The organism is Acinetobacter sp. CAU_H_56 (assembly GCF_058599425.1).
This window is the reverse complement of sequence record NZ_CM178654.1, coordinates 2,170,359-2,196,149: the sequence shown is the minus strand read 5'-3', so window position 1 is coordinate 2,196,149 and position 25,791 is coordinate 2,170,359. Positions and strand designations below refer to the sequence as shown.

The following is a 25,791-nucleotide window of genomic DNA, read 5'->3' as shown; positions in this document are numbered from 1 at the left end:
GACCCTGTTAAAGATAACAGTTATTAATAAAATTGTAAGCAAAAAACAACAAAATTCCCTATTGGGATAGCTTGATAAAATCTAAAATTTAACAATATGTGATGAGCTTTTCTTAGCTACAAATAAATGTCGACTATTTATATAGGTAGGGCGAATCTGAGGTTTTATCTAAAGAATAGAAAAGCAATTGATGGACGTCTGCTTTTCTATCTCTATTTATATGTATAAAAGTATTAAAGGATGGCGGTCTGGATACGGACTTTCATTTCTAGGGCTTGTTGCAGAATATAGTTTTTCATCCATTGCACCTGTTCGCCCATTGGATTGGTTTTTACTGCAGCCTCCAGAAATTTAAGTTCAGGCTGATTAAATAGTTGTTCGTCAAGAGCCTGTTCCAATACCTGAGTATTTGCAGACAAAGGTAAGGCCACCAAGAAGAAGGCTTTAGGATAGTTATAGAAAGCATAAAGCAGGTTAAAAGCTTTTTGATCGCCTCTCAGATTGCCGACACCTATTTCGTAACCTGCCTGCTGGTTACTATAAGTCATACCGAGCAGGTATTCCCATTGATTATTCAGCTTACGCAGGCCAAACTGCAGGCCAATCTGATCCGCTGTCAGTTCATGCTGGATATAAATATTTAATGGACTGCCATCTTCAGTATAAGGTTCCTGAAGAACCAAAATATGTTGTTGGTGCTGGTAAATAAAACCGGCAAGTTTTGCCTGTTTCAGACGGGATTTTAAAGTATCTAAATCAAATTCGTTATAAGGCATACATAGTTTTTAAATTGGAGGAACTAATCCTACTCTAATTTTTTTTGGCCGAGATGTGAACTGTGCATTTAGATGATTAATATATCATTTCATTGCTGAAAGTAATCTTCCAGAGTGCTTTTACTAAACAATCAATTGTCTTTATTTAGCTGAACTGTCAGATTCATAAAAACTGATAGTTGATATTAGTGAATTTTTATATGACGTTTTAATATATGAATATCACAAAACAAGCAATCGTTATGAAAAGTTAATCACTATAATGAATATAAATTTTATAAAGTGTAATAAGTACACGTGTAATACGCAGGTTGTCCATGTCATTAAATGAGGAAAGACTTACTCATCTTAAACAGCTTGAAGCTGAGAGTATTCACATCATTCGCGAAGTTGCTGCCGAGTTTGAAAATCCGGTTATGCTTTATTCAATCGGTAAAGATTCAGCAGTTATGCTGCATTTAGCACTGAAAGCGTTTTATCCTGCAAAACTTCCATTCCCGCTACTTCATGTAGATACCGGCTGGAAATTCAAAGACATGATCAAGTTCCGTGATAACATGGCCAAAGAACATGGCTTTGATCTGATCGTGCATCAGAACAAAGAAGGTCGTGATGCGGACGTAAACCCATTCGACTATGGTAGCTCTAAATATACTGACATTATGAAAACCCAAGGTCTGAAACAGGCACTGGATAAATATCAGTTTGATGCTGCTTTCGGTGGTGCACGTCGTGACGAAGAAAAATCACGTGCCAAAGAACGTGTTTATTCATTCCGTGACTCTAAACACCGTTGGGATCCTAAAAACCAGCGTCCAGAACTTTGGAACCTTTACAATGGTAAAGTGAACAAAGGCGAAAGTATTCGTGTATTCCCATTGTCTAACTGGACTGAGCTAGACATCTGGCAATATATCTACCTTGAAAATATTAAACTTGTTCCATTGTACTTAGCTGCTGAACGTCCAGTCGTTGAGCGTAATGGTACGCTGATCATGGTTGATGATGAGCGTATGCGCCTGAATCCAGGCGAAGTGCCACAAATGAAATCGGTTCGTTTCCGTACTTTAGGTTGTTACCCATTAACGGGTGCGGTTGAATCAACTGCAACAACTTTACCGGAAATTATCCAGGAAATGCTTTTAGCGACCACATCTGAACGTCAAGGCCGTATGATCGACCATGACGAAGCAGGTTCGATGGAAAAGAAAAAGCAGGAAGGTTACTTCTAATTTAATCTCTCCCGACCTCTCTTTAAGAAAGAGAGGAGATAATCCCCCTTTTACAAAGGGGGAAACAGGGGGATTAAAAGAAACCGATTTCAAAAGAATATGTGGAGTTTGAGCGATGTCTCACCAATCAGATTTAATTAGCCAAGACATCTTGGCGTATTTAAAACAACACGAAAACAAAGACCTTCTTCGTTTCTTGACTTGCGGTAATGTGGATGATGGTAAATCAACTTTAATTGGTCGTTTACTTTACGATTCAAAATTGATTTATGAAGATCAACTACAAGCCGTAACACGTGACTCGAAAAAAGTCGGGACTACAGGTGATGCACCTGACTTGGCGCTGCTGGTCGATGGTCTGCAAGCTGAACGTGAGCAAGGTATTACCATTGACGTAGCTTACCGTTATTTCTCTACTGAAAAACGTAAGTTCATCATTGCCGACACTCCGGGACACGAACAGTACACCCGTAACATGGCAACTGGTGCGTCTACTGCGGATCTTGCCATCATCCTGATCGATGCGCGTTACGGTGTTCAGACTCAAACACGTCGTCACTCATTTATTGCGAGCCTGTTAGGTATTCGTAATATCGTGGTTGCAGTGAACAAAATGGACCTGGTTGAATTCTCTGAAGCACGCTTCAATGAAATTCAGGCTGAGTACAACAAGTTCGTGGACCAGTTAGGTGACCGTAAACCTGCCAACATCATCTTTACGCCGATCTCTGCGTTAAATGGTGATAACGTTGTCAACAAATCTCCAAATACACCTTGGTACCAAGGTGAAACCTTAATGGAGACTTTGGAAAACGTTGAAATTGCACACGATACCAGCAAGCACGAATTCCGTTTTCCAGTTCAATATGTCAACCGTCCGAACCTCGACTTCCGTGGTTTCTGCGGTACCATCGCACTGGGTGAAGTGAAAGTTGGCGATGAAATTGTTGCACTGCCATCTGGTAAGAAATCAACAGTGAAAGAAATCGTCACTTTTGATGGCAATCTGGATCATGCAATTGCAGGTCAGGCGATTACGATAACCCTGAATGACGAGATTGATATTTCACGTGGTAACGTGCTGGTTAAAGCAGGCCAGCAGCCTTTAATTTCACGTTCTGCCCGTGCATCTGTGGTTTGGATGAATGACCAGCCGCTTGTAGTGGGTAAGCTGTATAACGTTAAGTTCGGTACACAAACGATTCCTGCAAAAGTTGAAAAAATTCACTACCGTACCAATGTCAACACATTGGAAAAACTGGAAGTTGAACAGCTGGAACTGAATGCGATTGCAGACGTGACTATCGAATTTGATGCTCCAGTAGTATTTGACCGTTATCAAGAAAGCCGTTACACCGGTTCTTTCATCTTCATCGACCGTTTAAGCAATGTGACAGTCGGTGCGGGTATGGTTGAAGCAGCGATTGAATGGACTGCGCATGATGAACCTGTGACTGCTGAAGCACGTGCTGCACGTTTAGGCCAAAAACCTGCTGTGGTCACTGTAACTGCGAAAGCTCTGGAAAATGCTCAAGCACTTGAAAGCCTGTTGATTCAACAAGGTGTAGTTGCAATTGCGAAAGCGGGTCTGACTGCTGAACAGGTTGCACTTGTTCGTGAAACTGGTGTAGTAGTCATTACTGACCTTGCAGAAGGTACAGATGTAACTTATACAGCCGATGCAGTTGAAGAATTGGCTGAGAAAATTGTGGAATTGGTTCGTTTATAAGACTGGACTGATTTTAAGAAAAACCCGCTGTAAGGCGGGTTTTTTATTGCCTGAATTTTGGATGTTTGAAAATCATTCGGTTATTCAAAATGTGATCTTTCAATTTATATGTAGCTTTATACAATGCTCCGTAGATGGAGGGAAGGTATGAGAAAATATTATTACTAATTGGACTATGTGTAGCTTTTGGAGCAGAAGCCAAGCAGAGCAGCCAAAGTGCGGAAGCAATTAAACGGAAGATTATTCAACAGTCAATTGAAAGCTATCCGGGAAATTGTCCTTGTCCATATAATACAGCGCGTAATGGTAGTCGTTGCGGTAAACGAAGTGCTTATAATCGTGCTGGAGGTTATGCGCCACTTTGCTATCCGGAAGATGTCAGTGATCGGATGGTGCGAGAATATAAAAGTTAAAATTTAAGTTGAGGGACTAAGATTATAAAGCATCTATTTTTATACATTTAGATAAGACAGTAACTATACAAAAGGTTCCTAGTTAATTGTTGTAATCTCAACTGAGAAAATGGCTTTATAAGGAAGGATGTTTTTCACAAGTATTTCGTGCCTATTTTTCTTCTTAAATTTAACTTTTATTGCTTCACTTGAAATAAATTCAATATTATCTATGATAAGATATATCTTATATTAAATTTAAGATATATCTTTGCTATGTCTAGAACTTCTGATTTTGCATTAATAGAAGAGCGAGAAAACTCTCCAAAACCTCGTAAACGCCTCTTTGAAGCAGGTGAAATGAAACTGCTCGTGCTGCATTTTATTGCTCAAGCGCCTAAGTACAGCTATGACATTATCAAAGATGTTGCTGCTTTGGTTGGGGGGAACTATAAACCGAGTACAGGCACGATCTGCCCGACGATTAACTATCTTGAAGAACAGCAATATACCCAAGTGGTTATGAGTGCTGATGAACGCAAGCAATACCACATTACAGGCAAAGGCCGTGAGCATCTGAAAGATAATCAGGAAACTCTACAAAGAGTTCTTAGCCGTTTTGAAACCCGTCGCCGCATTCAAGAAGATGAGCGCTATATCGATATCCATAATTCAATGGAAAGCCTGAAAGCTTCACTACGATTCAAACTGCAAAATGAACTTCGTCCAGAGCAGATCAGTGATATTGCTGCCCAGATTGAACAGGCTGCAATTAATATCCGTCAACTGTAGGAGCAGGACATGAAACAACATCAATATGAAGTGACTGTTAAACATCTGGCTGATGCTCAAGGTAATCCATCCACCTATACTGAGGCGCTACAGTTTCAGGTGGGTAATCACGATGACATCTTTAAAATACTGGAAAAACTTCAAGCCAGTCAGTTGTTGGATGGGGAGAGTACCAAGGCATTTGCTGTTGGCTTAAAACTGTTTAGTGAAGTCATGCTGGAAAATAAAGAGTTGCCACTCTTCAAGGAATTCATGCCGCAATTTGCCCAGTTTATGAAATCCCTGAAACAGATAGTGAAAGCCCAAAGTGAAGAAAAGTAAGTATTCTAAAGGTCATTTATGAAAAACAATCTCCCAAAATTTCACCTAAAACATCTGAACTGGTTAATGCCCTTGATTCTTTCCGGCATTATGAGCGGTGCGATTTCCTGCTTTAATATGTTGCTGAATAAAGGCTGGAGCGATGCCTTTATCTCGTTATGGTTACATGCTTGGGGACTGTCGTGGCTGGTGGCATTTCCACTGATTCTGCTTGTCTTGCCGCTGGTACGTAAATTCCTGATGCAGTTTGTGCAGATGCCAGATCAATCTGCTAAATAAAAGATTGATCCGCTTGAATCAGTCGAAACCGGATGATTCATTTAGAACTTGAGATAAAATAGATTTCATTTCAGTTAGGCTTTTCACACCAGCAATGCGTTGAATGATCTGCCCATTTTTAAAGATAAGAGTAGAAGGTAGGCCATAAACGTTATAGCGTAAGGTCAGAATCGGTGATTGATCGACATTGATTTTACCGAACTTAATTTCTGGGTTATGCCCAGCATATTGTGCTGCCAGTTCCTCAAAAACCGGAAAATTCTGTACACAAGGCTTGCACCAGTCAGCATAGAACCGGATCACAGCAAGGCCTTCAAACCATTCGAAGTTACTGTAATTATCTTCATTGTAGGCGATAACTGCTGACATAGAATTAGCCCTCATATTTTTAAGATGAATGCTTGGACCAGCTCATAGTGAGTTCAGCTTGACCGGTATTCTCATCGATTCCTTGATTGATCACCTTAAAACCCTGCTTTTGGTAAAAATGAACTGCTGATGTATTTGCAGCATAGACATTTAAATGCAGCTGATTACATTGCTGTTTTAAGAAATTAACTAAACGGCGGCCATAGCCAGCACCTTGCTGCTCAGGATCAATGAAAAGTGCAGCTAATATATTTTCCGATTTTAATAATGAAACAAAGCCAAGCACCGTATGATTTTCTTTAAGGACATAGTTTTCTGCTAAGGGCAAATATACATCTCGCATTGGAAGCAGCTGATTTTCCCAATAACTAGCAGGAATAAAATCATGCGCCCTTACAGAAGCCTTGAACCAGATCTCAAGAATAGCGTCGATATCCTCTGTTTTCGCTTTTGTAATTATTGTCATCAATGGTCTTATATCAATTTACTAAATAGGCAGCTGATTATACATAAGTCCATGCTGCTTCAATCCATAGCATTTCTATGTTCAAATAAGTTCGAAAAATACGAAACGTGAATATTAGGGAAAGAATCCATGACGCAACACAGCATGCAACAAGTCATCATTACAGAACCGGGTGGTGTAGAGAAACTCGCTTATGAAACCGTTGCCATTCCAGAAGCAAAAGCAGACGAAGTGCTGGTTAAGGTTCATGCTTTTGGGATTAACCGTCCGGATATCTTGCAGCGTCAGGGTTTGTATCCAATGCCTAAGGGTGTGACTCCGGTACCGGGTCTGGAAGTTGCCGGTGAAGTGGTTGCAGTCGGAAGTGAAGTAAGTCAGTTTAAAGTGGGTGATAAGGTTTGTGGCCTGACCAATGGTGGTGGTTATGCAGAATATTGCGTTGTGCCAGAGAGTCAGACTTTAAACATTCCTGAAGGTGTGAGCTTTGTACAGGCTGCGGCGATTCCAGAAACCTTCTTTACTGTATGGGCAAATGTGTTCCAGATGGGTAAGGCTAAGGCAGGGGAAACGGTGCTGATTCATGGTGGTACCAGCGGGATTGGGACCACGGCCTTAATGCTGTGCAAATCATTAGGAATCAAAACCTTTGCGACAGCAGGTAGTGATGAAAAAATCCAGGCGATTTCACATCTGACCACAGGAATCAATTACAAGACCCAAGACTTTGAGCAGGTCATCAATGAAGCTACGGATAATGCCGGTGTAGATGTGATTCTGGATATGGTGGGTGCGCCATACCTGGAGAAAAACCTGAATCTGCTGCGTCGTGATGGCCGTCTGGTGTATATCGCATTCCTGGGCGGTGCTAAGGCTAAGGAGGTTAAACTGGGTCAAATCATGATGAAACGTTTGACCGTTACTGGTTCCACCATGCGTGCACGCAATACGGCTGAGAAAGCTGAAATTGCCCAAGGCCTGAAAGAGCATGTGGCACCACTCTGGGCAAAAGGCGAATGTTTACCGATGATCTATCAAACCTTCAAGTTTGACCAGATTCAGGATGCGCATGCAGCGATGGATACAGGTGAACATATCGGTAAGATTGTGGTGGAAATCATCTAATTATTCTTGTAATAGAAATAATAAAAGCCAACTTTTGTTGGCTTTTATTTTGCATAAAAAACGATAACTAATTTAAATTAATTGATTGAAATAGGGATATAAATTTTAAAAAACGGTAAAAAGTGTCGATTATTCGACACAACCTGTCAAAACTGAGGAGTAAATTAGCGCTTAAATATAATCTGACTAAATTGTTTGGTATTAGATGAAATGTCACGTATTAAAAGGAAGTATATTATGAAGATAGTGTCGACCCCTTATACGCATGAACAAGGCTTTCGTGCATTGAAGCGTTTGCATAAAGCGATTATCCGTAATCAGTTACTTCGTTCCGATTTACACAAGCTGTATCAAGCCATGTTGCATCTGGAACGCTATATGGAACGGCTGAGCCACTCAGCACCGAAACCTCACTACAAACGTCGTAAAAAAGCTTAAAAAACACCTTGCCTATTAGCCTTAAGTTGAAGTGAATAACTCTAATCTCCTTTTTATTTGGCTGTATAATTTTCCCATAATTTAAAAATTCTAAGCAGATGATTCATTGTGCTGCACAAGCGGCACGAAGAGGGTATTTATGAAGGGCAATGCGTCAACGCATGAGCGCCTCGCAGACCGTTTGGCAAATATTTTAACCAAACTTAATATAGGGCATCAGTTGAGTGTACAGGAGCTGGCACGAGAATTTCAGGTCAGCACCCGTACCATTGAGCGTGATTTTGTTCGTCTAAATGCGTATTTACCGCTCATACAGGATGAAAATACCAAACGCTACTATCTTGAGCCTTCATATTTAGGGCGTTTCAAGTTACAGGATATCCAGAATTTTGCACAATTGTCTGGAATCAGTGACTTGTATCCGGCACTGGATATGTCTTTTATTCGTGAATTGCTGGATGAGCGGGCAAATCAGGTGTTTTCGGCAAAAGGCTATTATTTTGAAGATGCCAAACAGTTTGCCGAGCATTTTAAGTCGCTTGCAGGGGCGATCTATAAACGGCAGCAGATTGAGCTGCAATATTCCGATCAAACACGGATCATCCAGCCATATCGACTGATTCATCATCATGGCATCTGGTATCTGGCCGGTGTCACTGAAGCTGAACTCAAAACCTATCGTTTAAGTCAATTGCAGGAAGTCAAACTAGTTTTTGAAAATGAAAGCTTTGAGCATGATCCTGAAGTTCTGAAAATGCTGGCAGATGAAGACAGCATCTGGTTTGGCCAGCAAAAACAGCAGGTTTTGATGAAGGTGCAACCTGAAGTCACGGTATTTTTTAAAGAGCGCCGTTTATTTCCGGAACAGCAGATCGAACAGGAATCAGAGTCTGGAGAATTGTTGATTAGTTGTCAGATTCGTCATGAAATGCAGTTGCTGCCACTGGTACGTTACTGGCTACCACATGTAAAGATCATTGAGCTGATTCATTTTCAGGAAAAACTGGAACAGGATCTAGAAGGTTATTTACGCTCTGCTGGATGATATTTTGAAAGCAGAGTAGGTTGGCGAATGCTAATAAAATTCTATTGAGAACTAGATTTAGCAAATTACAGGCATAAAAAAACCAGCTTTCGCTGGGTTCTTTATTTACACCATCTTCAGTAGTAGAAGAATGGTGCCCGAGGCCAGACTCGAACTGGCACGCTTTGTGGGCGGGGGATTTTAAATCCCCTGTGTCTACCGATTTCACCACTCGGGCTTTAACAAGATTGGAGGCGGAGGTCGGAATCGAACCGGCGTCCACGGAGTTGCAGTCCGCTGCATGACCACTCTGCCACCCCGCCGCGTCTTGTTGATGCGTATATTATCAAGCTCTGAAAAAAAAACAATAGGATATTCATTTGTATGCGCATAAAAACAGCATATGACGGAAAATATTCAGAATTATCATGTAGAATGTGCAAAATTGATTCATATCAACACTTGGGAGAAGTGCCGTGGCATTAGTTCTAGACGGTCGTGCATTGGCGAAGCAAATTGAAGCTGACTTGTTAACTCGCGTAGAAGCGCTAAAAGCAAAATCAGGTCGTACTCCAATTCTTGCGACTATTTTGGTGGGTGACGATGGCGCATCTGCAACTTATGTACGTATGAAAGGTAATGCTTGCCGTCGTGTTGGTATGGATTCATTAAAAGTTGAGCTTCCAAAAGAAACGACTACTGAAGAATTGCTTGCTGAAATTGAAAAATTGAATGCAAATCCAGATGTTCACGGTATTCTGTTACAACATCCGGTTCCTGCACAAATTGATGAACGTGCTTGTTTCGATGCAATCTCGCTTGAAAAAGACGTTGATGGTGTGACTTGTCTTGGCTACGGTCGTATGGCGATGGGTGAAGCGGCTTATGGTTCTGCTACTCCAGCAGGTATCATGACCATCCTAAAAGAAAACAACATCGAAATCGCAGGTAAACATGCGGTGGTTGTTGGTCGTTCTGCGATTTTGGGTAAACCAATGGCAGCAATGTTGCTTGAAGCGAATGCTACAGTGACTATTTGCCATTCACGTACTCAAAACCTGCCTGAATTTGTAAAACAGGCTGACATCATTGTGGGTGCGGTGGGTAAAGCTGAACTGATCCAGAAAGGCTGGATCAAACCAGGTGCAGTGGTTGTAGATGCTGGTTTCCACCCACGTGATGGCGGCGGTGTAGGCGATATTCAATTAGTCGGTATCGAAGAAGTTGCTTCTGCTTATACCCCAGTTCCGGGTGGTGTAGGCCCTATGACAATTACGACTCTGATTCGCCAAACTGTAGAAGCTGCTGAGAAAGCTTTGGGTTAATGCTGTCTCCCTCTCCTTTAATAAAGGAGAGGGAACTTTCTTTATCAATTTTAGTTTCGAGTTTGAAACTAAAATTCTGAATAGTTAAAAATAAAAACCAATGAGCTGTACTTTTCAATTTCCTAAAGCCCCTAAGCATTTACTCCAAGCCTTACATCAAGTCATTCCTAATTGTGAACTAACGGCACAACAACTGCCGGAAACACCGATTTCACTCTGGCTGATTCCACCAGTTTTTCCGACAGACAAACTTGACGATGAAGTGATTCGCCGGATCTGGAATGATACGCCGTACTGGATCTTCTGCTGGGCATCAGGACTGGCAATGGCACAGTGGTTGCTGGCTGAACCGCATCATGTCAAAGACAAAGTCGTACTGGATTTTGGTGCTGGTTCCGGTGTTGTTGCGATTGCAGCGAAAATGGCAGGAGCCAAACGTGTGATCTGTTGTGATATCGATCAGGTCAGTCTGGATGCCTGTCGTGCCAATGCTGAGCTAAATGATGTTGAGCTGGAATATCTGGATGATCTCTATAAAACAGAACAGGTGGATATACTGCTAGCGGCTGACGTACTTTATGATCAGTGTAATCGCTTCTTCCTAGATGAATTCCTGAAATTTGCACCAGAAGTCTGGGTGGCAGATAGCCGGGTTAAAAACTTTAGTCATCCACAATATTTCAAACTGGATGAACGTAGTGCGACTACTTGGCCAGATCTGGATGAATCACCAGAATTCCGCAATGTCAGCTTCTATCGAACTAAATAACATCCAAGAATTGAAAAAGAAAAAAGGGCATCAAGCCCTTTTTTTATGCTCTGTTTTTATGAGCAGGTATAGCGAATCACACGTACAGTGGTAGGGCGGGCTTCTAATGCCTCTCGGGCACCCGGATTTTCACTGTTATATAAATCAGGTGTATTACTCAAGCTGATCTGGGTACGACTATCCCCGAGTTGACGGCCATACTGAACCTGTTCTGGAGTTGGGTTAACTATTTCCTGACTGTTGATAATCTGGATATTATAGCTTTTAGTGGTTCCAAGGACTTGTCTGCAAGCAGCCTGTAATCTGTTCTCATCCTGACTTGGTCGTCCAGCTAATGTATAGCTTAAGGTTGCAGAATTTTCTGAACGTTCCAGAATTTCATAACCGGTCTGACCGTTAAACTGTTGAGGTGCCGTCTGACATGCTGTCAGGCCCAAAGTGCCGATAGTTAAACCGAGTAAAAAAACTGTTTTTTTCATCATGATGATTTCCCGTATTTTTATCAGACAAGTATGCCATAGCAATGAAAGAGCGGAATGGCAGTAAACATAAAATTCCAATAAAAAAGCTTTCCGAATGTTTCCATCCGGAAAGCTCCTAAAGCAATACAGTTACTTAGTCATCAGTAATCATGCTGTGCTTTTTAGTGTCTTTCATAAAGACATAAGTCAGCAGTGACAGGCCAATCATGAAAGTAATGTAATAGAAGAAGTAATTTTCATGGCCGGCATTTTTAAAGCTTAAAGCCACCAGTTCTGCTGTACCACCAAACAGGGTGTTAGCAATTGCATAAGGCAAAGCTACGCCTAAGGCACGAATGTGTGCAGGGAATAGTTCAGCTTTTACCACTGCGTTAATTGCTGTATAGCCAGTCACAATCACCATACCACTCATACATAACATGAAAGCAGTGGTTGGGTTAGTAGTTGAGCCTAAGCCATTAAAGATGGGAATGGTAAATAGTACACCAAGCACACCAAAAGCAATCATGATTGGCTTGCGGCCAATTTTGTCAGAAAGTGCACCCACAACTGGTTGCAATAACATGAATACAAAGATCGCAAGGGTGGTAATTTCAGTCGCTGTAGTCTTTTCAAAACCTGAAGTGTTCACCAGATATTTCTGCAAATAGGTAGTGAATGTGTTGAAAGCTAAAGTACCACCTGCAGTTAGCATGATCACGGTAAACGCCTGTTTAGGGTATTTGGTGAATAATGCTAAGGCACCGGATTTAGGACCACCTTTTTTCGCCTGTTCAACAGCCTGTTTTGAAGATTGTGTTTCTACCAGACCGCGACGGATCCAGAACACTACAATTGCTAAGAATGCACCAATCAGGAAGGGAATACGCCAGCCCCATTCAGTGAGTTGTGCTTCAGTCAAAGTACGTTGTAGGAAAATCAATACACAGAGTGCTAATAGCTGACCTGAAATCAGGGTCACATACTGGAAGCTTGAGTAAAAACCACGGTGATTTTTACCTGCCATTTCAGTCAAGTAAGTGGCACTTGAACCGTATTCACCGCCCACACTCAAACCTTGTAACAACCGTGCAAATAACAGCAGCGCAGGGGCCAGCATACCCACTGAATCATAGGTGGGTGCACAGGCAATAATCAGGGAACCGACACACATCAAAGATACAGAAAGTGTTAAACCGGCTTTACGACCCTTACGGTCAGCGTAAATCCCCATAATCCATGCGCCAATCGGACGCATCAAGAAACCAAGTGCGAATACAGCAGCAGCCTGAAGGAGCTTGACGGTATTGTCACCATCAGGGAAGAACTGTGAAGCGAAATATAAGGTAAAGGCTGCATAAACATACCAGTCGTACCATTCGACCAGGTTACCTGCAGAACCTCCGAGAATAGATTTAACCCGTGTTTTACGGTCAAGCTGCGGTGTAGCAGCTTCAGGAAGTGGCTGATTCACAACATTGCTCCAAAGGAATGCTGTAAAACACATCTTTTTTAAATTTTCATTGCTATAAAATCTAAAAAGTTATGTTTTAGTGAGAGAGAAAGTGAGGAGATTTCATATACTTATACGCCTCCAAGTTTTCTCTTTTTATAGGACTTTAGTCTTAATAAATAATGTAATTTTCAAATATTTTTATAAAACATAAATTTACCATTTGTTTAGAGTAATTGCTTGATTTTTATATTGGATTAACTGGTTAAATGATGTTCTTTGAGGAGATTAATGAACAGTGAATGTGGTTTTTATTTAGATGTAAAACAGATTAAAAGATTGGCTTTAACCTTGCCTTAAAATAATAAAAAAAGGCCGCTTACGCGACCTTTTTAAAATTAAATCAGCAATTAAGCAGATTTGACCGCTTCAAGAAGTTCAGCTTGGCGTTTTTTCAACGCTTCTGGCAGACGATCACCCAATTTGTTGAACAATTCAGTGTGGCTTTCAAGTTCTTTGATCCATTGATCTTTGTCTTGAGAAGTTACCAGGTCAAACTGTTCTTTAGTGAAATCAGAACCAGTCCAGTTGAGCTGTTCGTAAGTAGGTACACGGCCGATTGGAGTTTCAACAGCATCAGCACGACCTTCACAACGATCGATGATCCACTCAAGAACACGCATGTTTTGACCGAAACCAGGCCATACGAAGTTACCTTCAGCATCACGACGGAACCAGTTCACGTTGTAGATACCAGGAAGTTTGTTACCAGCAGCAGCAGCTTTTTCGCCAACTTTCTCACCCATTTCTAACCAGTGAGTGAAGTAGTCAGCCATGTTGTAGCCAGCAAATGGAAGCATCGCAAATGGGTCGCGACGAACGATACCTTGTTGACCAACAGCAGCAGCAGTCGTTTCAGAACCCATGGTTGCAGCTTTATAAACACCATCAACCCAGTCAAATGCTTCTGAAATTAGAGGCACTGTGTCTGCACGGCGACCACCGAAGATGAACGCTGAAATTGGAACACCCGCTGGATTTTCCCAATCAGCATCGATAGAAGGGCATTGACCAGCAGAAACTGTGAAACGAGCATTCGGATGAGCCGCTTTTTCTTCGCCAGTATGTGGTTGACCTTTCCAGTTAGTCAGATTCGCAGGTGCTTCTTTAGTCAGACCTTCCCACCAAACTTCACCGTTGTCAGTTACAGCAACGTTTGTATAGATCACGTCTTTATGAAGCGTTGCCATACAGTTCGGATTCGTTTTTGTATTTGTACCAGGCGCTACACCGAAGAAACCAGCTTCAGGGTTAATTGCATATAAGCGGCCATCTTCACCTGGTTTGATCCAGGCAATATCGTCACCTACAGTTTCAATTTTCCAGCCTTCATAACCTGCTGGTGGAATCAGCATCGCGAAGTTTGTTTTACCACAAGCAGATGGGAATGCAGCTGCGATGTAGTGTTTTTCGCCTTTAGGGCTAGTCACGCCAAGAATCAGCATGTGTTCAGCTAACCAGCCTTGTTGACGACCCATATAAGATGCAATACGTAAAGCCAGGCATTTTTTACCTAACAATGCGTTACCGCCGTAACCAGAACCAAATGACCAGATTTCACGAGTTTCTGGGTAGTGCACGATGTATTTTTCTTTGTTGCAAGGCCAAGCAACATCTTGTTGACCTTCTTCAAGTGGTGCACCCACAGTGTGTACGCAAGGAACAAATTCGCCATCTGTACCTAGAACGTCATAAACAGCTTTACCCATACGAGCCATTTTAGACATGCTAACTGCTACATAAGGAGAGTCAGTTAATTCGATACCGATGTGCGCAATGTGTGAACCCAAAGGACCCATAGAGAATGGAACCACATACAGGGTGCGACCTTTCATTGAACCGTCAAACAGACCATTCAATTTTTCGCGCATAACTGCTGGATCTTCCCAGTTATTGGTCGCGCCAGCATCTTCTTTATTTGCAGAACAGATAAAAGTACGGTCTTCAACACGAGCAACGTCAGAAGGATCAGAATTTGCAAGATAAGAACCAGGATGTTTCTCTTGGTTAAGCGCTTGCATTGTGCCGTTAGCGATCATCAAGTCGATATAACGTTGATATTCTTCTGCGCTACCGTCACACCATTCAATTTTTGCTGGTTTTGTTAATTTAGCAATTTCTTCCACCCATGCAATAAGCTTAGGGTGACGAACGAATTCTGGTGCGTTCACTTGGGTCATGGTGAGGCCTATCTCAAATGTGTACAAAATTTTGTACAAAGTACAATCTGGTCAATAAAATACTGGCCAGATGAAATATGAAAAAAAGTGGCTGTATTAAAGCATAAAATCATCAAAAAAATAAGACTAAAGAAGTGCTGGATTTTATTTGGAATATTATGCTATTTTCTGTTTAAATTTATATAAAACAATAAGATATAAATAAATTCAAAATCTTAAATATGTATTTATTAGCTTTATGTGTGGTATTTATTTTAATTATTTTTATTTAAATCAAACCTTTAAATAAAATTGTTCAGTTATATTTGTTATTGATTAAATAAATGGTCGCCATTCGAATTTTACATAAAGCAACTATTAATTGTTTATGAATTGAACAAAATGCCAATAGGTGTGCATCAATCTGTGTAAAAAATGTCTAATCAATCTAAACCCTTATCCATTATTTATAATCATAATTCTGGTTTCCGTCTATTCGACCAACAAGAAAAATATGAGCAATTACTAGATATTTTTGCAGCGCATGATTTTGAGACTAAAGCCTTTGAAATCAATGATCCAGAACAGTTCAAAAAAGTCATTGCTGAAGTGCTACAACGGCATCAACAATCGCCAGATCATGGTGTAGTCGTGGCAGCAGGAGGAGATGGAACGCTCAATTCAATCGCCAAACACCTGCTTGAAACTGATATTCCAGTCGGAATATTGCCTTTAGGTACTTTTAATTATGCGGCAAGATTACTGGATATTCCCTTAGATTTGGTCGAAGCTGCACAAGTCATTGCAACAGGTCAAACCAAACGTATCCATGTAGCGCGCATTAATCAGGAAATCTACCTGAACAATGCTAGTCTGGGCTTATATCCCTTATTTATTAAAAAACGTGAAGACTATAATCGCATATTTGGCCGTCTCCCTTTACATGCCTATACCTCAGCACTCGATGTTTTGATTCGTGACCGTAAAGAATTAAAACTGGAAATCTGGGTAGATCAGAAGAAATATCCGGTCAAAACTCCACTGATTTTCTTTGGCAATAATCCACTTCAACTGGCAGACATGAAAATGCGGATTGCCCAAGCTGCTGAGCAAGGGAAGGTAGCTGGGGTTGTAGTTTCCAAAAGTGACAAGCTGACGTTATTCAAGCTGGTATATCAGTTAATTCGGGGCAAGATTGATCAAGCCTCAGATGTTTATAGTTTTGCTGCAGATCAGGTGCGAATTGAGTCTAAACGTAAGAAATTAATGGTAGCTATAGATGGAGAAACGGTAGAAATGACACCACCTTTAAATATTTCAGTTTTAAAAAATAGTTTAAGTGTAATGGTGCCGCATGATTCTGCATCTCTCTGATCTGCATTTTGGTACAGAAAGACCTGAATGTTTGGAAGCCATCCAGCAATTTTGTCGGGATCATCCATTGGAAGCGGTGGTAGTCAGCGGCGATCTCACCCAGCGAGCACGTTTGGGGCAGTTTTTTGCCTGTAAACGGTTTCTGGATCAGTTGAATACGCCTTATCTTGTGATCCCAGGGAATCATGACATTCCACTTTATCATTTATGGAATCGGTTATTTACTCCATTTACCCGTTATCAATTATTTTTTGGTGAACTAGAGCCTGTTTTAGAAACCGAACATTTTTATCTGATCGGAGTAAATTCGATTAGACGTCGATATCATACTAAAGGTCATCTATCACTTGAGCAGATTCAAAGGATTGACCTGAAACTACAGCAGGCGCCTGCTTCCAAAATTAAGATTATTGTCAGTCATCAACCTTTTTATGTGCCATTTCAGAATAGGCGGGGTTTTAAGGATATTCCCCTGATGGCCAAAATTGCATTGGAGTCTTGGTCGCAACATGGTCTGTTTGCTGTATTGCATGGGCATTTGCATCGTACCGCAGTCTATGATTTGAACCGTATATTCGAATTGGGAGGAGATCATCCGGTTTATGACGTCCATGCCGGGACTTCTGCGTCGCATCGACTCCATAAGAATCAGCCGAATAGCTTTAATGCAATTGATGAAACAGGAAAAATTATTCAATATTGTTTTGATGAACAGTTAAAAACCTTTGTTCCACAGCCTGATCCCATAAATAAATAGACAAAAAATACGCAATCCATCAAAAAATTAAAAAAAAACCAATTTTTTTTCATTTTTGCCCTTGAAGCGTTTTATTCCATCTCCATAAAAAGGACATCAAAAAATTTTGATGATGACCAATGGAATAAATAAGTCGTCATCGGTGATCTAAAAAAGACTTAGTCTGATGGAGTTATTTATGAGCAACATTCGTCCATTACATGACCGCGTTGTTATTCGTCGTGTTGAAGAAGAAACAAAAACAGCTGGGGGCATCTTACTTCCAGGTTCTGCTGCTGAAAAACCTGCACAAGGTGAAATCATTGCAGTTGGTAATGGTCAAATCACTGACAATGGCGTACGCGCGTTAGACGTAAAAGTTGGCGACAAAGTATTGTTCGGCACTTATGCAGGTACAACTGTAAAAGTAAACGGCGAAGAACTTTTAATCATGAAAGAGTCTGACATTCTGGCAGTATTAGAAGCTTAATCTGCGCCAGATCGTTTTACTCATTCCAATTCAGATTTTGTAAAGATACAACAATATTCGGAGTCAAATATGTCAGCTAAAGACGTAAAATTTGGTGATTCAGCTCGTTCAAAAATGATCGCTGGTGTAAACATCCTTGCAGATGCGGTGAAAGTGACTTTAGGTCCTAAAGGCCGTAACGTTGTAATCGACCGTTCTTTCGGTGCACCGCACATCACTAAAGATGGTGTATCTGTTGCGAAAGAAATCACCCTGAAAGACAAATTCGAAAACATGGGTGCGCAACTGGTTCGTGAAGTTTCTTCAAAAACCAATGATATCGCAGGTGACGGTACAACAACTGCAACTGTATTGGCTCAAGCAATCCTAAACGAAGGGATCAAGTCAGTAACTGCGGGTATGAACCCAATGGATCTGAAACGCGGTATCGACCTTGCAGTGAAAACTGTTGTTGAAAATATTAAACAAACTGCAAAACCAGCTTCTGATTCTAAAGCGATTGAACAAGTCGGTTCGATCTCTGCAAACTCTGACACCACTGTTGGTTCTCTGATTGCACAAGCAATGGAAAAAGTGGGCAAAGAAGGCGTAATCACTGTTGAAGAAGGTTCAGGCTTTGAAGATTCGCTTGATGTTGTAGAAGGTATGCAGTTTGACCGTGGTTATATCTCTCCATACTTTGCAAACAAACAAGACACGTTGACTGCTGAACTTGAAAACCCATACATCCTGTTGGTTGACAAGAAAATTAGCAACATCCGTGAATTGATCACTGTTCTGGAAGCTGTTGCGAAAACTGGTAAGCCTCTTCTTATCATCGCTGAAGATGTTGAAGGCGAAGCGTTGGCTACACTTGTAGTAAATAACATGCGCGGCATTATCAAAGTATGTGCGGTTAAAGCACCTGGCTTCGGTGACCGTCGTAAAGCAATGCTTCAAGATATCGCGATCCTGACTGGCGGTACTGTGATTTCTGAAGAAATCGGTATGCAGTTAGATCAAACTTCACTTGAACACTTAGGTACTGCACACAAAGTAACTGTATCTAAAGAAAATACAGTGATTGTTGATGGTGCTGGTGATGCAAATCAGATTTCTGAACGTGTACAGCAAATCCGTGCGCAAATCGAAGAATCTACTTCTGAATACGACAAAGAAAAACTTCAAGAACGCGTTGCTAAATTGGCAGGCGGTGTAGCAGTCATCAAAATCGGTGCTGCAACTGAAGTTGAAATGAAAGAAAAGAAAGACCGTGTAGACGACGCACTTCATGCAACTCGTGCTGCAGTTGAAGAAGGTGTTGTTGCAGGTGGTGGTGTTGCACTGGTACGTGCTGCATCTGCACTTGATGGTTTGACTGGTGCTAACGATGACCAAAACGTAGGTATCAACATTCTTCGTCGTGCAATCGAAGCTCCTCTTCGTCAAATCGTAGCCAATGCTGGTGATGAGCCATCTGTAGTGATCAATGCTGTGAAGAACGGTGAAGGTAACTATGGCTATAACGCTGCGACAGGCGAATACGGTGACATGCTGGAAATGGGTATCCTAGATCCTGCGAAAGTAACTCGTTCTGCACTTGAGCATGCAGCTTCTGTTGCTGGCTTGATGTTAACAACAGAATGTATGATTACTGAAATTCCAGAAGAAAAACCAGCTATGCCTGATATGGGCGGCATGGGTGGTATGGGCGGTATGATGTAATTCATCGTTCGATCATATGATGTAAAAAATCCCCGCAATTGCGGGGATTTTTTATTAAGTTACAAAATGATTAAGGGGATTTTTTAACTAATTTATAATTCAGATTACTCTGTATTTCCTTACCTGTTTCTATATCACGAGCTTCAACGAAATTATCACCTACATAAAACTTCCGGTTTTCAGCTTTTCCATCTAGGACGATAATAGAAGGTTGTTGAGGATCGAAAGTGAAGCTACCTTTGGTTTCAGTTTCATTATTTCCAGTTTTACCTAAATATTCCTCACTTAATTCATAAGTTTTGTCAGGATTAAGATCTAGTTCAACTTTAATCCCTTCGCAGTCAGCACACGGGAAAACACCTTCATATTCACCTACCCAGTTTGAGTTAACAGTAGCATTACTGGTCATCTCAGTACTCATGTTGCTTTGACTATTTGTAGTCTCTGTAGTAACAGGAGCATTTGTGGTATTAGATTGAGTATCTGCACTGGCCATATCGCGGTCATTCTGTTTAGAACATGCACTTAAACTAGTAACCGTTACTACCAATAAAGCAGGCCATAGTATTTTTTTCATTGAAGATCATCCTCTTGTTCTTCTGTTCTAGAGTTTACATTAGAAGTATGAGCTATCAATATACAGAGAGATCTTGTTAAAAATTGATTCGTTAAGTGAAACGGATTAAATATATGTAGATGAGAAACTAAGATAATTAAAATACAAAATAAGCGATTGGTTTTCTTTAGTTTTATTTTATAAACCTTAAGGTTATGATTTGATAGAAATAATTATTAAAAAGAGCGGTCATGAAAGCAGAACAGGAAAATAATATCATCGCGAAAATTTATGATGCTGCTTTATTGCCTGCTTTATGGCTGGAGGTCATCCAGGATATTGTGCAATATACCCAGAGTCATAGTGCTATTTTTACCGGTCTTGATCAATTCAATCCTGCCTATGACTTTGTTTATACTTACAATATTCCGGAAGAAAGTCTGGCTGCTTATCAGGATGAACGAATTCGGGTCATTGACATGAAGCTGCATATGCCTTTATGGAATGAAATTGATATGGGGAAGGCACTTAATCAGGACTGCCGTCATTATGCAGATCAACCTGGAACAGAACAGTATATCTTTTATGAAAAATGCCTTAAGCCTACAGGGATAGGGTATATGGCGGGAGTATTACTGGACAGAGGAAATTATCGCTGGGCAGTCATGGGACTACATCGTGCTCCGCATACTCAAGGTTTTGAAGCGACTGAACTGAATTTTCTCAAACGGATCGGTATACATTTGCGTCGCTCTTTACAGATTCATCGGCAAATCAGTTTAGTACAACAAGACAATATCAGCTTATATACCGTATTGGACTGTTTAAAAATCGGTATTATTTTGCTGGATCAGGATCTCAAGTTGTCTTATTCAAATCCACTCGCACAAAGCATGATTGAAGCTTCAACATGTCTGGAAATGGATATGCATAACCGCCTGAAAACTCCGGTAGGTGATCAGGAACGTCTGGAAAGATTGCTATCCAGTGCTTTGCTGGAAGATACCAGTATGTCGAGTGAAATAGGCGGAGTCTTGGCTGTGCAGGATTCTAAAGGACAGCAATTGATGCTCACTGTTGTGCCTTTTAAAAGATTAAAAAAGATGCAGCAATTTTCTGAAGCTCAGCATCAGATTGCTGTATTTATGACAGACAAAAACCGGCATTATTCATTATCTAGAGCTTATTTGCAGCAAGCATATCAACTGTCGAAACGTGAATTTGATTTGTGTGAGCTTTTAATCAATGGCTACAAATTAGAAGAAATTGCGACAAAGTGTGGGATCACTTTAAGTTCAGTACGAACTTATTTTAAGAATATTTATGAGAAAACTGATTGCACTTCACAAATTGAGCTAATGCACTTATTGATGGGATGTACGATTCATTTTGAACATATTAATTAAACCTACCTAAAGATAATTCTTTAGGTAGGCTGTGCTCATTATCTAACGCGCTGTAATGTTACAGGACCTTCACCTTGTGGATGCAATATCAGAGTTTCAGCCGATACATTGATGTTTGCAATGGTCTTGCTGCCATCGGAACTGTCTTGTAATCCGCCACATTCATTGGTATCGAATAAAACTTCAGTGGTCGTAAGTGTATTACCTGAGAGGGTAAATTTGCCATATTCAATACCAGGCCAGCCACAATCATCTCCGCCTTCAGTGTCCAGGAAGAAATAATAGTTTGTGTCAAAGAAGGCAAATAAATGGGTGTCACTAAATCTCCAAGCACCTACCAGACCATTAGCAGACTGTTTGACGCGGCTTAAACGGTATTCGGTATTGATCCCAGGTTCTGTCAGAATTAAGGTCGTTCCATCATAGTTTAAGGTATAAGGTTTGCCTTCTGCAGGATTTGAGAGTCCCCATTCACCATTACTGTCTTGAATAATGCGCGGTGAAATCACGCTTGTAGTTGCGTTCCAGTTTAACTCTCCAGTTTCAATGCCAGGTGTTCCATCACCGTCAGCAGCTTCTGCTTGACCTAAGGCATAACGGCCATCTTCTAAAATATGGATCAGTACAGCGCTGTTTGCATTACGGCCAATTTCCCAAGTACCGGCGATGTCTTTATAGAAAGTTGACTGGAAGTTCTCTGCAGCTTTTTCAGGTGTAATCAATTTTTCTGTGGTAACTACGCCTGTTGATACTATGTCTGTAGCAAAAGCTGTAGGGGCCTTAGAAAAATCTAAACTCTTATTAAGAAGGGCATTAGCAGTTTCGGTACTGATGCTAATCCCATTGTCATGATTACTATCTGTATCTAAAGACTGTAAAAGCACCATCAGGTTGGTACGTGCATATTCAGTTTGTGCTAAATCTAAAGGCGTAACACGTTCTTTAGCTTCAATTTCTTGACCCAGTTGTATGTCACCAATCAGGAATTTAACCTTTTCTCCATCATTAAATTTAAATTCGCCTTTTTCATTAGTAACCCCTTCAGCACCACTGCTGGTGATATATGTTACCCCTGAGATAATTCCATCTGTCAGTACACCAGTTTCGGTCCCGACCGGAGCTGTAGGTGGAACAGGTGATGAACCCTCTGTACGATCATTATCTGAACCGCCACATGCTGTAAGTAACCCCGCTAAGGCAAGACAAATTAAAGTCTTTTTCATGAAAATCTTCCTGGAATTTATTATGTCAGCGAAGTATAGAAAGAAAGCTAAAATCGACATATCCTAAAATTAGGATGGAAAAATATATAAATCAGTAAAATAAATTGAACTCACTATTTGTTTAAAAGAGTGAGCTTGCAATAGGAAGTGAAAGAAGAAATATTCAAATAACAATAAATTGAAAATTCTTCCCAAAGTTTAAAAATACAAATATATATTAATTGGTGATTTATTGATCAGGATGCACTATCTATATTCTGCTGCATTGTTAGACTGTGGCGAAATTTTGACAATGATTGTGATGTAGCTGTGTTTGAAAATTTAGCTGAGAAAACTTTAAATTTAATGGGCTGGAAAACCGATGACCAATGGCCTGAAGACCTTGATCAATGTGTGATGATTGCAGCACCACATACCAGTAACTGGGACGCGCTATATGCACGTTTGGCCTTAAAGGCATTAAAAGTGAATGTGCGTCTGACCATTAAAGACAGCTATATGAAATTTCCATTTGGGCCTTTTGTACGTGCAATGGGTGGAATTGGTATTGACCGTCGTCCCAAACAACCGGGTGAGCCTCGTCTAAGCATGGTTCAGGTTATGACAGATTTATTTAAAGAGCATCCTAAACTGGTGATGCTGGTTACACCAGAAGGTACACGCGCCCGTCAGGAACAATGGAAAACCGGTTTTTATCATGTGGCGATCAATGCGGGTGTGCCGATTGCGCTGGCTTATATGGATTATGCGAAAAAAGAAGCGGGTGTAGGTAAAATCATTTATCCAACAGGAAATTATGAACAGGATATGGCTGAGATCATGGCGTTCTATGCCAATATTGAACCTAAATTTCCTGAAAAATTCAGTATTGATCAACGCTATTTTTAATTTCAGGAAAAATAAAAGCAGAGGGATGGACTCTGCTTTTCTGTACGATATATAAATACCGAATTTAATTTTGATTCTCTTCAGATAAAATTCCCCCCAGATTCTGGCAGGCATCTTTATAAAGATTGTATTGCTGTTCTACCACTTCATATAAAGGCAGGTCAAAAAGCTCTTCACCTTGATGATATTGCTCAATATAAGACTCGACCTTGGTTTTGCTGCTGTACAGCATGTGTTGATAATAATCCGTCATACTACTGTGTGGCATTTGCGCTGTATCAATCTTGGCACAATTGAAGTTTTGCAGAAGCTGTTCTGACTTTTTAAGATCATTGGACATACAACCTGCCAGTAACATGCTACTGAGCAATGCCGTTAGGAGTTTCATAGAAAAAGATGAACTTTGATGGGGAGCGCACTATTGTAGAAGTAAATGCGCTATGCAAAAGTAGTTTTATTCAACAACTGGTCAAAAAATAGAAGAATGAAATTTAGAATCTCATTCTTCTTTTGCGATCTTTAACCTTTAACCAGTCCGCCATCGACAATCAGGTTTTGACCTGTCACTGCGCGTGAATAAGGTGACAGGAACATTAAAATAGCGGATGCAAATTCTTCAGGCGTAATCACGCGGCGCAGAGGAGTGGACTGAGCAATCAGGTCAAAGACAAAGTCAGGCGTTGCTTTACTTGCATCTGTGGTTTGCAGTAATCCGCCTGAAAGCATGTTCACATTAATCCCATACTGACCCAGGTCTTGCGCAGTAGTTCGGGTAAAGGCCAATAGAGCCGCTTTCGCAGTCGTATAATCATGATAAGGAACGACGGGGTTTTGAACCAGGTTAGTCCCAATATTCACGATACGACCAAAATGTGCCTGTTTCATATCTTCTAATGCAGCTTGTGTTGTATTTAAACAAGCCTGAACTGCTCCACTAAACTGACGGGACATGCTTTCCCAGGTCAGATCTTCAACTTTAGGTCGCTCATCACCATTAAACTCAAATTGCACCAGCGCATTATTAATAACGGAATGGATGGCTTCTCCAAAATGGGCCTTGCTGGCAGCGAATAAAGCTTGTACCTGATCAGCTTGTGTTACATCTGCCTGATAGGCAAAGACCTGATCAGGATACTGATTTTGCAAAGCTTCAGCTTGGGTTTTGCTGCTATGGTAATTCACCACTACACGTGCACCTTCCTGAATCAGAAGCTGGGTAATGGCTAGTCCCAATCCACGGGCACCACCAGTCACAAGTACAATTTGATCACGAATTTGCATCGCTTATATCCGCCTAGAGAATCATCCGGGCTAACATAACAGCAATAGGGCTGAAAGCAAAGTGATGTAAGGCTCTAGAGCTGCTCTATCGCGCAAATGAGTCAATGCCTTCTTTGATCAGGAGAAAGCAGCCCGAGCTGAAGAGCAAGCCTAAGACAATCTGTTTAAAACGTAATTCTGAAATTTGATGAAACAGACGTGCGCCTAAAATAGCGGGAATACTTACAGCCAGAATGAGTACCGCTATATAGGGGAGGTGAGTCTGATTTAAGGTGCCTTGCAGTAAATAGGCGGCTAAGGTAAACACCTGTATGGCAAAATTAAAATGACGCAATATATAGCGCTGCTGTTCTTTCGGCAGCTGTTTCAGCATTAACCAGGCAGAGGGTACAGAACCACAGAATCCCCCTAAACCTCCTAAAATGCCACCAGCCAAACCAATCCCTGCATCCGCAGTTTTACCTGAATGCTGAATCAATTTAATCTGTGGATTAAGCAACATCAGTGGACACCAGATCACGAGAAATATACCCAGCAAAATACGAAAAGTACCCGCTTCAACGATATTCAGTAACCAGGTGCCGAGTGGGACACCGATCAGACCAGCAATTAAATAAGGTAGATATAAGGTTCGGTGCAGATGAGGAAGTCTAGGTTCATTGGATAATGAAATGAGGTGACTCCACACCGAGGCAAAAACCACTAAGGGCGCAGCAAGTTGAGGACTCAATCCCCATACCCAGAATGACATGGCAATTAATGCAAAAGCAAAACCGGTAAGTCCCTGTACAAATCCTGCGATAATTGCACCAAGAATAAAGAGTAGCCAGGTCATAAAAATCAGGGCATTGGAAAAGTTTGTAGTATTCAAAATATGGCCAGAAAAACCAAGTAAATCCTTAGCTGTATTTATGCGAATCTAAGTGTAAATATGCATAAATGGTTTTTTTATTAAATCCGAGACAA

The 25,791-nt window shown here is 40.9% G+C and carries 28 protein-coding genes and 2 tRNA genes; 17 read left to right on the top strand and 13 right to left on the bottom strand.

Annotation, left to right across the window (positions count from 1 at the left end; translation table 11 throughout):
• Positions 1-233: 233 nt before the first annotated feature.
• The gene (locus AC4MCC_RS10500; RefSeq protein WP_491885240.1) at positions 234-776 is read right to left on the bottom strand and encodes a hypothetical protein; all 543 of its coding nucleotides are present in this window, start codon (positions 774-776) and stop codon (positions 234-236) included.
• 317 nt (positions 777-1,093) lie between these two features.
• Here AC4MCC_RS10500 and cysD point away from each other — a divergent pair, with 317 nt between their 5' ends.
• The 6 genes from cysD to AC4MCC_RS10470 all read left to right on the top strand — a co-directional run bounded on the left by cysD (position 1,094) and on the right by AC4MCC_RS10470 (position 5,521).
• Positions 1,094-2,008 (top strand): sulfate adenylyltransferase subunit CysD, encoded by a 915-nt coding sequence (gene cysD, locus AC4MCC_RS10495; protein ID WP_491885239.1) that lies wholly within the window; start codon positions 1,094-1,096, stop codon positions 2,006-2,008.
• A 115-nt stretch (positions 2,009-2,123) separates the two neighbouring features.
• Positions 2,124-3,737, top strand: coding sequence for a sulfate adenylyltransferase subunit CysN (gene cysN / locus AC4MCC_RS10490; RefSeq protein WP_491885238.1), 1,614 nt, complete (start codon positions 2,124-2,126; stop codon positions 3,735-3,737).
• A gap of 134 nt (positions 3,738-3,871) precedes the next feature.
• Positions 3,872-4,150: a hypothetical protein gene (locus AC4MCC_RS10485; protein WP_419363281.1), complete on the top strand. Its 279-nt coding sequence runs from the start codon at positions 3,872-3,874 to the stop codon at positions 4,148-4,150.
• A gap of 255 nt (positions 4,151-4,405) precedes the next feature.
• A complete protein-coding gene (locus AC4MCC_RS10480; RefSeq protein WP_419363283.1) occupies positions 4,406-4,921 on the top strand; it encodes a PadR family transcriptional regulator in 516 nt (171 codons plus the stop codon).
• A gap of 9 nt (positions 4,922-4,930) precedes the next feature.
• On the top strand, positions 4,931-5,242 hold the full coding sequence (locus AC4MCC_RS10475; protein WP_419363285.1) for a DUF3861 domain-containing protein: 312 nt from the start codon (positions 4,931-4,933) through the stop codon (positions 5,240-5,242).
• Positions 5,243-5,260: 18 nt separating this feature from the next.
• Positions 5,261-5,521, top strand: a complete 261-nt coding sequence (locus tag AC4MCC_RS10470; protein WP_419363287.1) for a DUF2798 domain-containing protein — start codon at positions 5,261-5,263, stop codon at positions 5,519-5,521.
• Between the two features lie 18 nt (positions 5,522-5,539).
• Here AC4MCC_RS10470 and AC4MCC_RS10465 read toward each other — a convergent pair whose 3' ends face one another.
• Together AC4MCC_RS10465 and AC4MCC_RS10460 are read right to left on the bottom strand one after the other, a co-directional pair.
• Positions 5,540-5,890, bottom strand: a complete 351-nt coding sequence (locus tag AC4MCC_RS10465; RefSeq protein WP_419363289.1) for a thioredoxin family protein — start codon at positions 5,888-5,890, stop codon at positions 5,540-5,542.
• Between the two features lie 19 nt (positions 5,891-5,909).
• Complete coding sequence (locus AC4MCC_RS10460; RefSeq protein ID WP_419363291.1) at positions 5,910-6,356, bottom strand: N-acetyltransferase; 447 nt, start codon at positions 6,354-6,356, stop codon at positions 5,910-5,912.
• A 129-nt stretch (positions 6,357-6,485) separates the two neighbouring features.
• On the opposite strand from AC4MCC_RS10460, the gene AC4MCC_RS10455 reads away from it, so the two are divergent.
• The 3 genes from AC4MCC_RS10455 (at position 6,486) to AC4MCC_RS10445 (ending at position 8,961) form a co-directional block, all read left to right on the top strand.
• Positions 6,486-7,478, top strand: coding sequence for an NAD(P)H-quinone oxidoreductase (locus AC4MCC_RS10455; protein WP_419363293.1), 993 nt, complete (start codon positions 6,486-6,488; stop codon positions 7,476-7,478).
• A 237-nt stretch (positions 7,479-7,715) separates the two neighbouring features.
• Positions 7,716-7,916 (top strand): hypothetical protein, encoded by a 201-nt coding sequence (locus AC4MCC_RS10450; RefSeq protein WP_419374378.1) that lies wholly within the window; start codon positions 7,716-7,718, stop codon positions 7,914-7,916.
• Positions 7,917-8,055: 139 nt separating this feature from the next.
• Complete coding sequence (locus AC4MCC_RS10445; protein ID WP_491885237.1) at positions 8,056-8,961, top strand: helix-turn-helix transcriptional regulator; 906 nt, start codon at positions 8,056-8,058, stop codon at positions 8,959-8,961.
• Between the two features lie 131 nt (positions 8,962-9,092).
• Here AC4MCC_RS10445 and AC4MCC_RS10440 read toward each other — a convergent pair.
• Together AC4MCC_RS10440 and AC4MCC_RS10435 are read right to left on the bottom strand one after the other, a co-directional pair.
• Positions 9,093-9,178, bottom strand: a tRNA-Leu gene (locus AC4MCC_RS10440).
• A gap of 11 nt (positions 9,179-9,189) precedes the next feature.
• Positions 9,190-9,263 (bottom strand) — tRNA-Cys (locus AC4MCC_RS10435).
• A 153-nt stretch (positions 9,264-9,416) separates the two neighbouring features.
• Here AC4MCC_RS10435 and folD point away from each other — a divergent pair.
• Positions 9,417-10,265, top strand: coding sequence for a bifunctional methylenetetrahydrofolate dehydrogenase/methenyltetrahydrofolate cyclohydrolase FolD (folD, locus tag AC4MCC_RS10430; RefSeq protein ID WP_419374379.1), 849 nt, complete (start codon positions 9,417-9,419; stop codon positions 10,263-10,265).
• Between the two features lie 100 nt (positions 10,266-10,365).
• Complete coding sequence (locus AC4MCC_RS10425; RefSeq protein WP_419363301.1) at positions 10,366-11,034, top strand: class I SAM-dependent methyltransferase; 669 nt, start codon at positions 10,366-10,368, stop codon at positions 11,032-11,034.
• A 56-nt stretch (positions 11,035-11,090) separates the two neighbouring features.
• Here AC4MCC_RS10425 and AC4MCC_RS10420 read toward each other — a convergent pair whose 3' ends face one another.
• The 3 genes from AC4MCC_RS10420 to AC4MCC_RS10410 form a co-directional block, all read right to left on the bottom strand.
• Complete coding sequence (locus AC4MCC_RS10420; RefSeq protein ID WP_171431238.1) at positions 11,091-11,513, bottom strand: hypothetical protein; 423 nt, start codon at positions 11,511-11,513, stop codon at positions 11,091-11,093.
• A 136-nt stretch (positions 11,514-11,649) separates the two neighbouring features.
• Positions 11,650-13,002 carry an MFS transporter gene (locus AC4MCC_RS10415; protein WP_218945520.1) on the bottom strand — a complete coding sequence of 451 codons (1,353 nt, stop codon included), beginning with the start codon at positions 13,000-13,002 and terminating at the stop codon, positions 11,650-11,652.
• A gap of 356 nt (positions 13,003-13,358) precedes the next feature.
• On the bottom strand, positions 13,359-15,188 hold the full coding sequence (locus AC4MCC_RS10410) for a phosphoenolpyruvate carboxykinase (GTP) (protein ID WP_491885236.1): 1,830 nt from the start codon (positions 15,186-15,188) through the stop codon (positions 13,359-13,361).
• A gap of 414 nt (positions 15,189-15,602) precedes the next feature.
• Here AC4MCC_RS10410 and AC4MCC_RS10405 point away from each other — a divergent pair, with 414 nt between their 5' ends.
• The 4 genes from AC4MCC_RS10405 (at position 15,603) to groL (ending at position 19,471) form a co-directional block, all read left to right on the top strand.
• Complete coding sequence (locus tag AC4MCC_RS10405; RefSeq protein ID WP_419374381.1) at positions 15,603-16,541, top strand: diacylglycerol/lipid kinase family protein; 939 nt, start codon at positions 15,603-15,605, stop codon at positions 16,539-16,541.
• Positions 16,522-17,298, top strand: coding sequence for a metallophosphoesterase family protein (locus AC4MCC_RS10400; RefSeq protein WP_419363309.1), 777 nt, complete (start codon positions 16,522-16,524; stop codon positions 17,296-17,298). The genes AC4MCC_RS10405 and AC4MCC_RS10400 overlap by 20 nt, the downstream gene beginning before the upstream one ends.
• 178 nt (positions 17,299-17,476) lie before the next feature.
• The gene (locus tag AC4MCC_RS10395; RefSeq protein WP_004646315.1) at positions 17,477-17,767 is read left to right on the top strand and encodes a co-chaperone GroES; all 291 of its coding nucleotides are present in this window, start codon (positions 17,477-17,479) and stop codon (positions 17,765-17,767) included.
• A 69-nt stretch (positions 17,768-17,836) separates the two neighbouring features.
• Complete coding sequence (gene groL / locus AC4MCC_RS10390) at positions 17,837-19,471, top strand: chaperonin GroEL (protein WP_005234685.1); 1,635 nt, start codon at positions 17,837-17,839, stop codon at positions 19,469-19,471.
• 70 nt (positions 19,472-19,541) lie between these two features.
• Here the strand turns inward: groL and AC4MCC_RS10385 are convergent, their stop codons facing one another.
• Positions 19,542-20,048, bottom strand: coding sequence for a copper resistance protein NlpE (locus tag AC4MCC_RS10385; RefSeq protein ID WP_491876031.1), 507 nt, complete (start codon positions 20,046-20,048; stop codon positions 19,542-19,544).
• A gap of 230 nt (positions 20,049-20,278) precedes the next feature.
• Between AC4MCC_RS10385 and AC4MCC_RS10380 the strand changes: the two genes are divergently transcribed.
• The gene (locus AC4MCC_RS10380) at positions 20,279-21,433 is read left to right on the top strand and encodes a helix-turn-helix transcriptional regulator (RefSeq protein ID WP_491885235.1); all 1,155 of its coding nucleotides are present in this window, start codon (positions 20,279-20,281) and stop codon (positions 21,431-21,433) included.
• A 38-nt stretch (positions 21,434-21,471) separates the two neighbouring features.
• On the opposite strand, the gene AC4MCC_RS10375 is transcribed toward AC4MCC_RS10380, so the two are convergent.
• On the bottom strand, positions 21,472-22,656 hold the full coding sequence (locus tag AC4MCC_RS10375; protein WP_419374384.1) for a putative periplasmic lipoprotein: 1,185 nt from the start codon (positions 22,654-22,656) through the stop codon (positions 21,472-21,474).
• A gap of 309 nt (positions 22,657-22,965) precedes the next feature.
• Here AC4MCC_RS10375 and AC4MCC_RS10370 point away from each other — a divergent pair, with 309 nt between their 5' ends.
• Positions 22,966-23,544, top strand: coding sequence for a 1-acyl-sn-glycerol-3-phosphate acyltransferase (locus tag AC4MCC_RS10370; RefSeq protein WP_419363317.1), 579 nt, complete (start codon positions 22,966-22,968; stop codon positions 23,542-23,544).
• Between the two features lie 64 nt (positions 23,545-23,608).
• Here the strand turns inward: AC4MCC_RS10370 and AC4MCC_RS10365 are convergent, their stop codons facing one another.
• From AC4MCC_RS10365 to AC4MCC_RS10355, 3 genes are all read right to left on the bottom strand, one after another.
• Positions 23,609-23,932, bottom strand: a complete 324-nt coding sequence (locus AC4MCC_RS10365; RefSeq protein ID WP_034170495.1) for a hypothetical protein — start codon at positions 23,930-23,932, stop codon at positions 23,609-23,611.
• Between the two features lie 131 nt (positions 23,933-24,063).
• The gene (locus AC4MCC_RS10360; RefSeq protein WP_419363320.1) at positions 24,064-24,825 is read right to left on the bottom strand and encodes a 3-oxoacyl-ACP reductase; all 762 of its coding nucleotides are present in this window, start codon (positions 24,823-24,825) and stop codon (positions 24,064-24,066) included.
• An 85-nt stretch (positions 24,826-24,910) separates the two neighbouring features.
• The gene (locus AC4MCC_RS10355; RefSeq protein WP_491876857.1) at positions 24,911-25,660 is read right to left on the bottom strand and encodes a sulfite exporter TauE/SafE family protein; all 750 of its coding nucleotides are present in this window, start codon (positions 25,658-25,660) and stop codon (positions 24,911-24,913) included.
• Positions 25,661-25,791 lie beyond the last annotated feature (131 nt).

Coding starts and splice junctions, on each gene's coding strand:
- AC4MCC_RS10420 (WP_171431238.1), bottom strand. CDS start 11,513: ATGAAAAAAACAGTTTTTTTACTCGGTTTAACTATCGGCACTTTGGGC.
- AC4MCC_RS10360 (WP_419363320.1), bottom strand. CDS start 24,825: ATGCAAATTCGTGATCAAATTGTACTTGTGACTGGTGGTGCCCGTGGA.
- AC4MCC_RS10475 (WP_419363285.1), top strand. CDS start 4,931: ATGAAACAACATCAATATGAAGTGACTGTTAAACATCTGGCTGATGCT.
- AC4MCC_RS10365 (WP_034170495.1), bottom strand. CDS start 23,932: ATGAAACTCCTAACGGCATTGCTCAGTAGCATGTTACTGGCAGGTTGT.
- AC4MCC_RS10455 (WP_419363293.1), top strand. CDS start 6,486: ATGACGCAACACAGCATGCAACAAGTCATCATTACAGAACCGGGTGGT.
- AC4MCC_RS10395 (WP_004646315.1), top strand. CDS start 17,477: ATGAGCAACATTCGTCCATTACATGACCGCGTTGTTATTCGTCGTGTT.
- AC4MCC_RS10500 (WP_491885240.1), bottom strand. CDS start 776: ATGCCTTATAACGAATTTGATTTAGATACTTTAAAATCCCGTCTGAAA.
- AC4MCC_RS10425 (WP_419363301.1), top strand. CDS start 10,366: ATGAGCTGTACTTTTCAATTTCCTAAAGCCCCTAAGCATTTACTCCAA.
- groL (WP_005234685.1), top strand. CDS start 17,837: ATGTCAGCTAAAGACGTAAAATTTGGTGATTCAGCTCGTTCAAAAATG.
- AC4MCC_RS10485 (WP_419363281.1), top strand. CDS start 3,872: ATGGAGGGAAGGTATGAGAAAATATTATTACTAATTGGACTATGTGTA.
- AC4MCC_RS10375 (WP_419374384.1), bottom strand. CDS start 22,656: ATGAAAAAGACTTTAATTTGTCTTGCCTTAGCGGGGTTACTTACAGCA.
- AC4MCC_RS10470 (WP_419363287.1), top strand. CDS start 5,261: ATGAAAAACAATCTCCCAAAATTTCACCTAAAACATCTGAACTGGTTA.
- AC4MCC_RS10385 (WP_491876031.1), bottom strand. CDS start 20,048: ATGAAAAAAATACTATGGCCTGCTTTATTGGTAGTAACGGTTACTAGT.
- AC4MCC_RS10410 (WP_491885236.1), bottom strand. CDS start 15,188: ATGACCCAAGTGAACGCACCAGAATTCGTTCGTCACCCTAAGCTTATT.
- AC4MCC_RS10450 (WP_419374378.1), top strand. CDS start 7,716: ATGAAGATAGTGTCGACCCCTTATACGCATGAACAAGGCTTTCGTGCA.
- AC4MCC_RS10445 (WP_491885237.1), top strand. CDS start 8,056: ATGAAGGGCAATGCGTCAACGCATGAGCGCCTCGCAGACCGTTTGGCA.
- AC4MCC_RS10355 (WP_491876857.1), bottom strand. CDS start 25,660: ATGACCTGGCTACTCTTTATTCTTGGTGCAATTATCGCAGGATTTGTA.
- AC4MCC_RS10415 (WP_218945520.1), bottom strand. CDS start 13,002: ATGTGTTTTACAGCATTCCTTTGGAGCAATGTTGTGAATCAGCCACTT.
- AC4MCC_RS10480 (WP_419363283.1), top strand. CDS start 4,406: ATGTCTAGAACTTCTGATTTTGCATTAATAGAAGAGCGAGAAAACTCT.
- cysD (WP_491885239.1), top strand. CDS start 1,094: ATGTCATTAAATGAGGAAAGACTTACTCATCTTAAACAGCTTGAAGCT.
- AC4MCC_RS10400 (WP_419363309.1), top strand. CDS start 16,522: ATGATTCTGCATCTCTCTGATCTGCATTTTGGTACAGAAAGACCTGAA.
- AC4MCC_RS10405 (WP_419374381.1), top strand. CDS start 15,603: ATGTCTAATCAATCTAAACCCTTATCCATTATTTATAATCATAATTCT.
- AC4MCC_RS10380 (WP_491885235.1), top strand. CDS start 20,279: ATGAAAGCAGAACAGGAAAATAATATCATCGCGAAAATTTATGATGCT.
- AC4MCC_RS10460 (WP_419363291.1), bottom strand. CDS start 6,356: ATGACAATAATTACAAAAGCGAAAACAGAGGATATCGACGCTATTCTT.
- cysN (WP_491885238.1), top strand. CDS start 2,124: ATGTCTCACCAATCAGATTTAATTAGCCAAGACATCTTGGCGTATTTA.
- AC4MCC_RS10465 (WP_419363289.1), bottom strand. CDS start 5,890: ATGTCAGCAGTTATCGCCTACAATGAAGATAATTACAGTAACTTCGAA.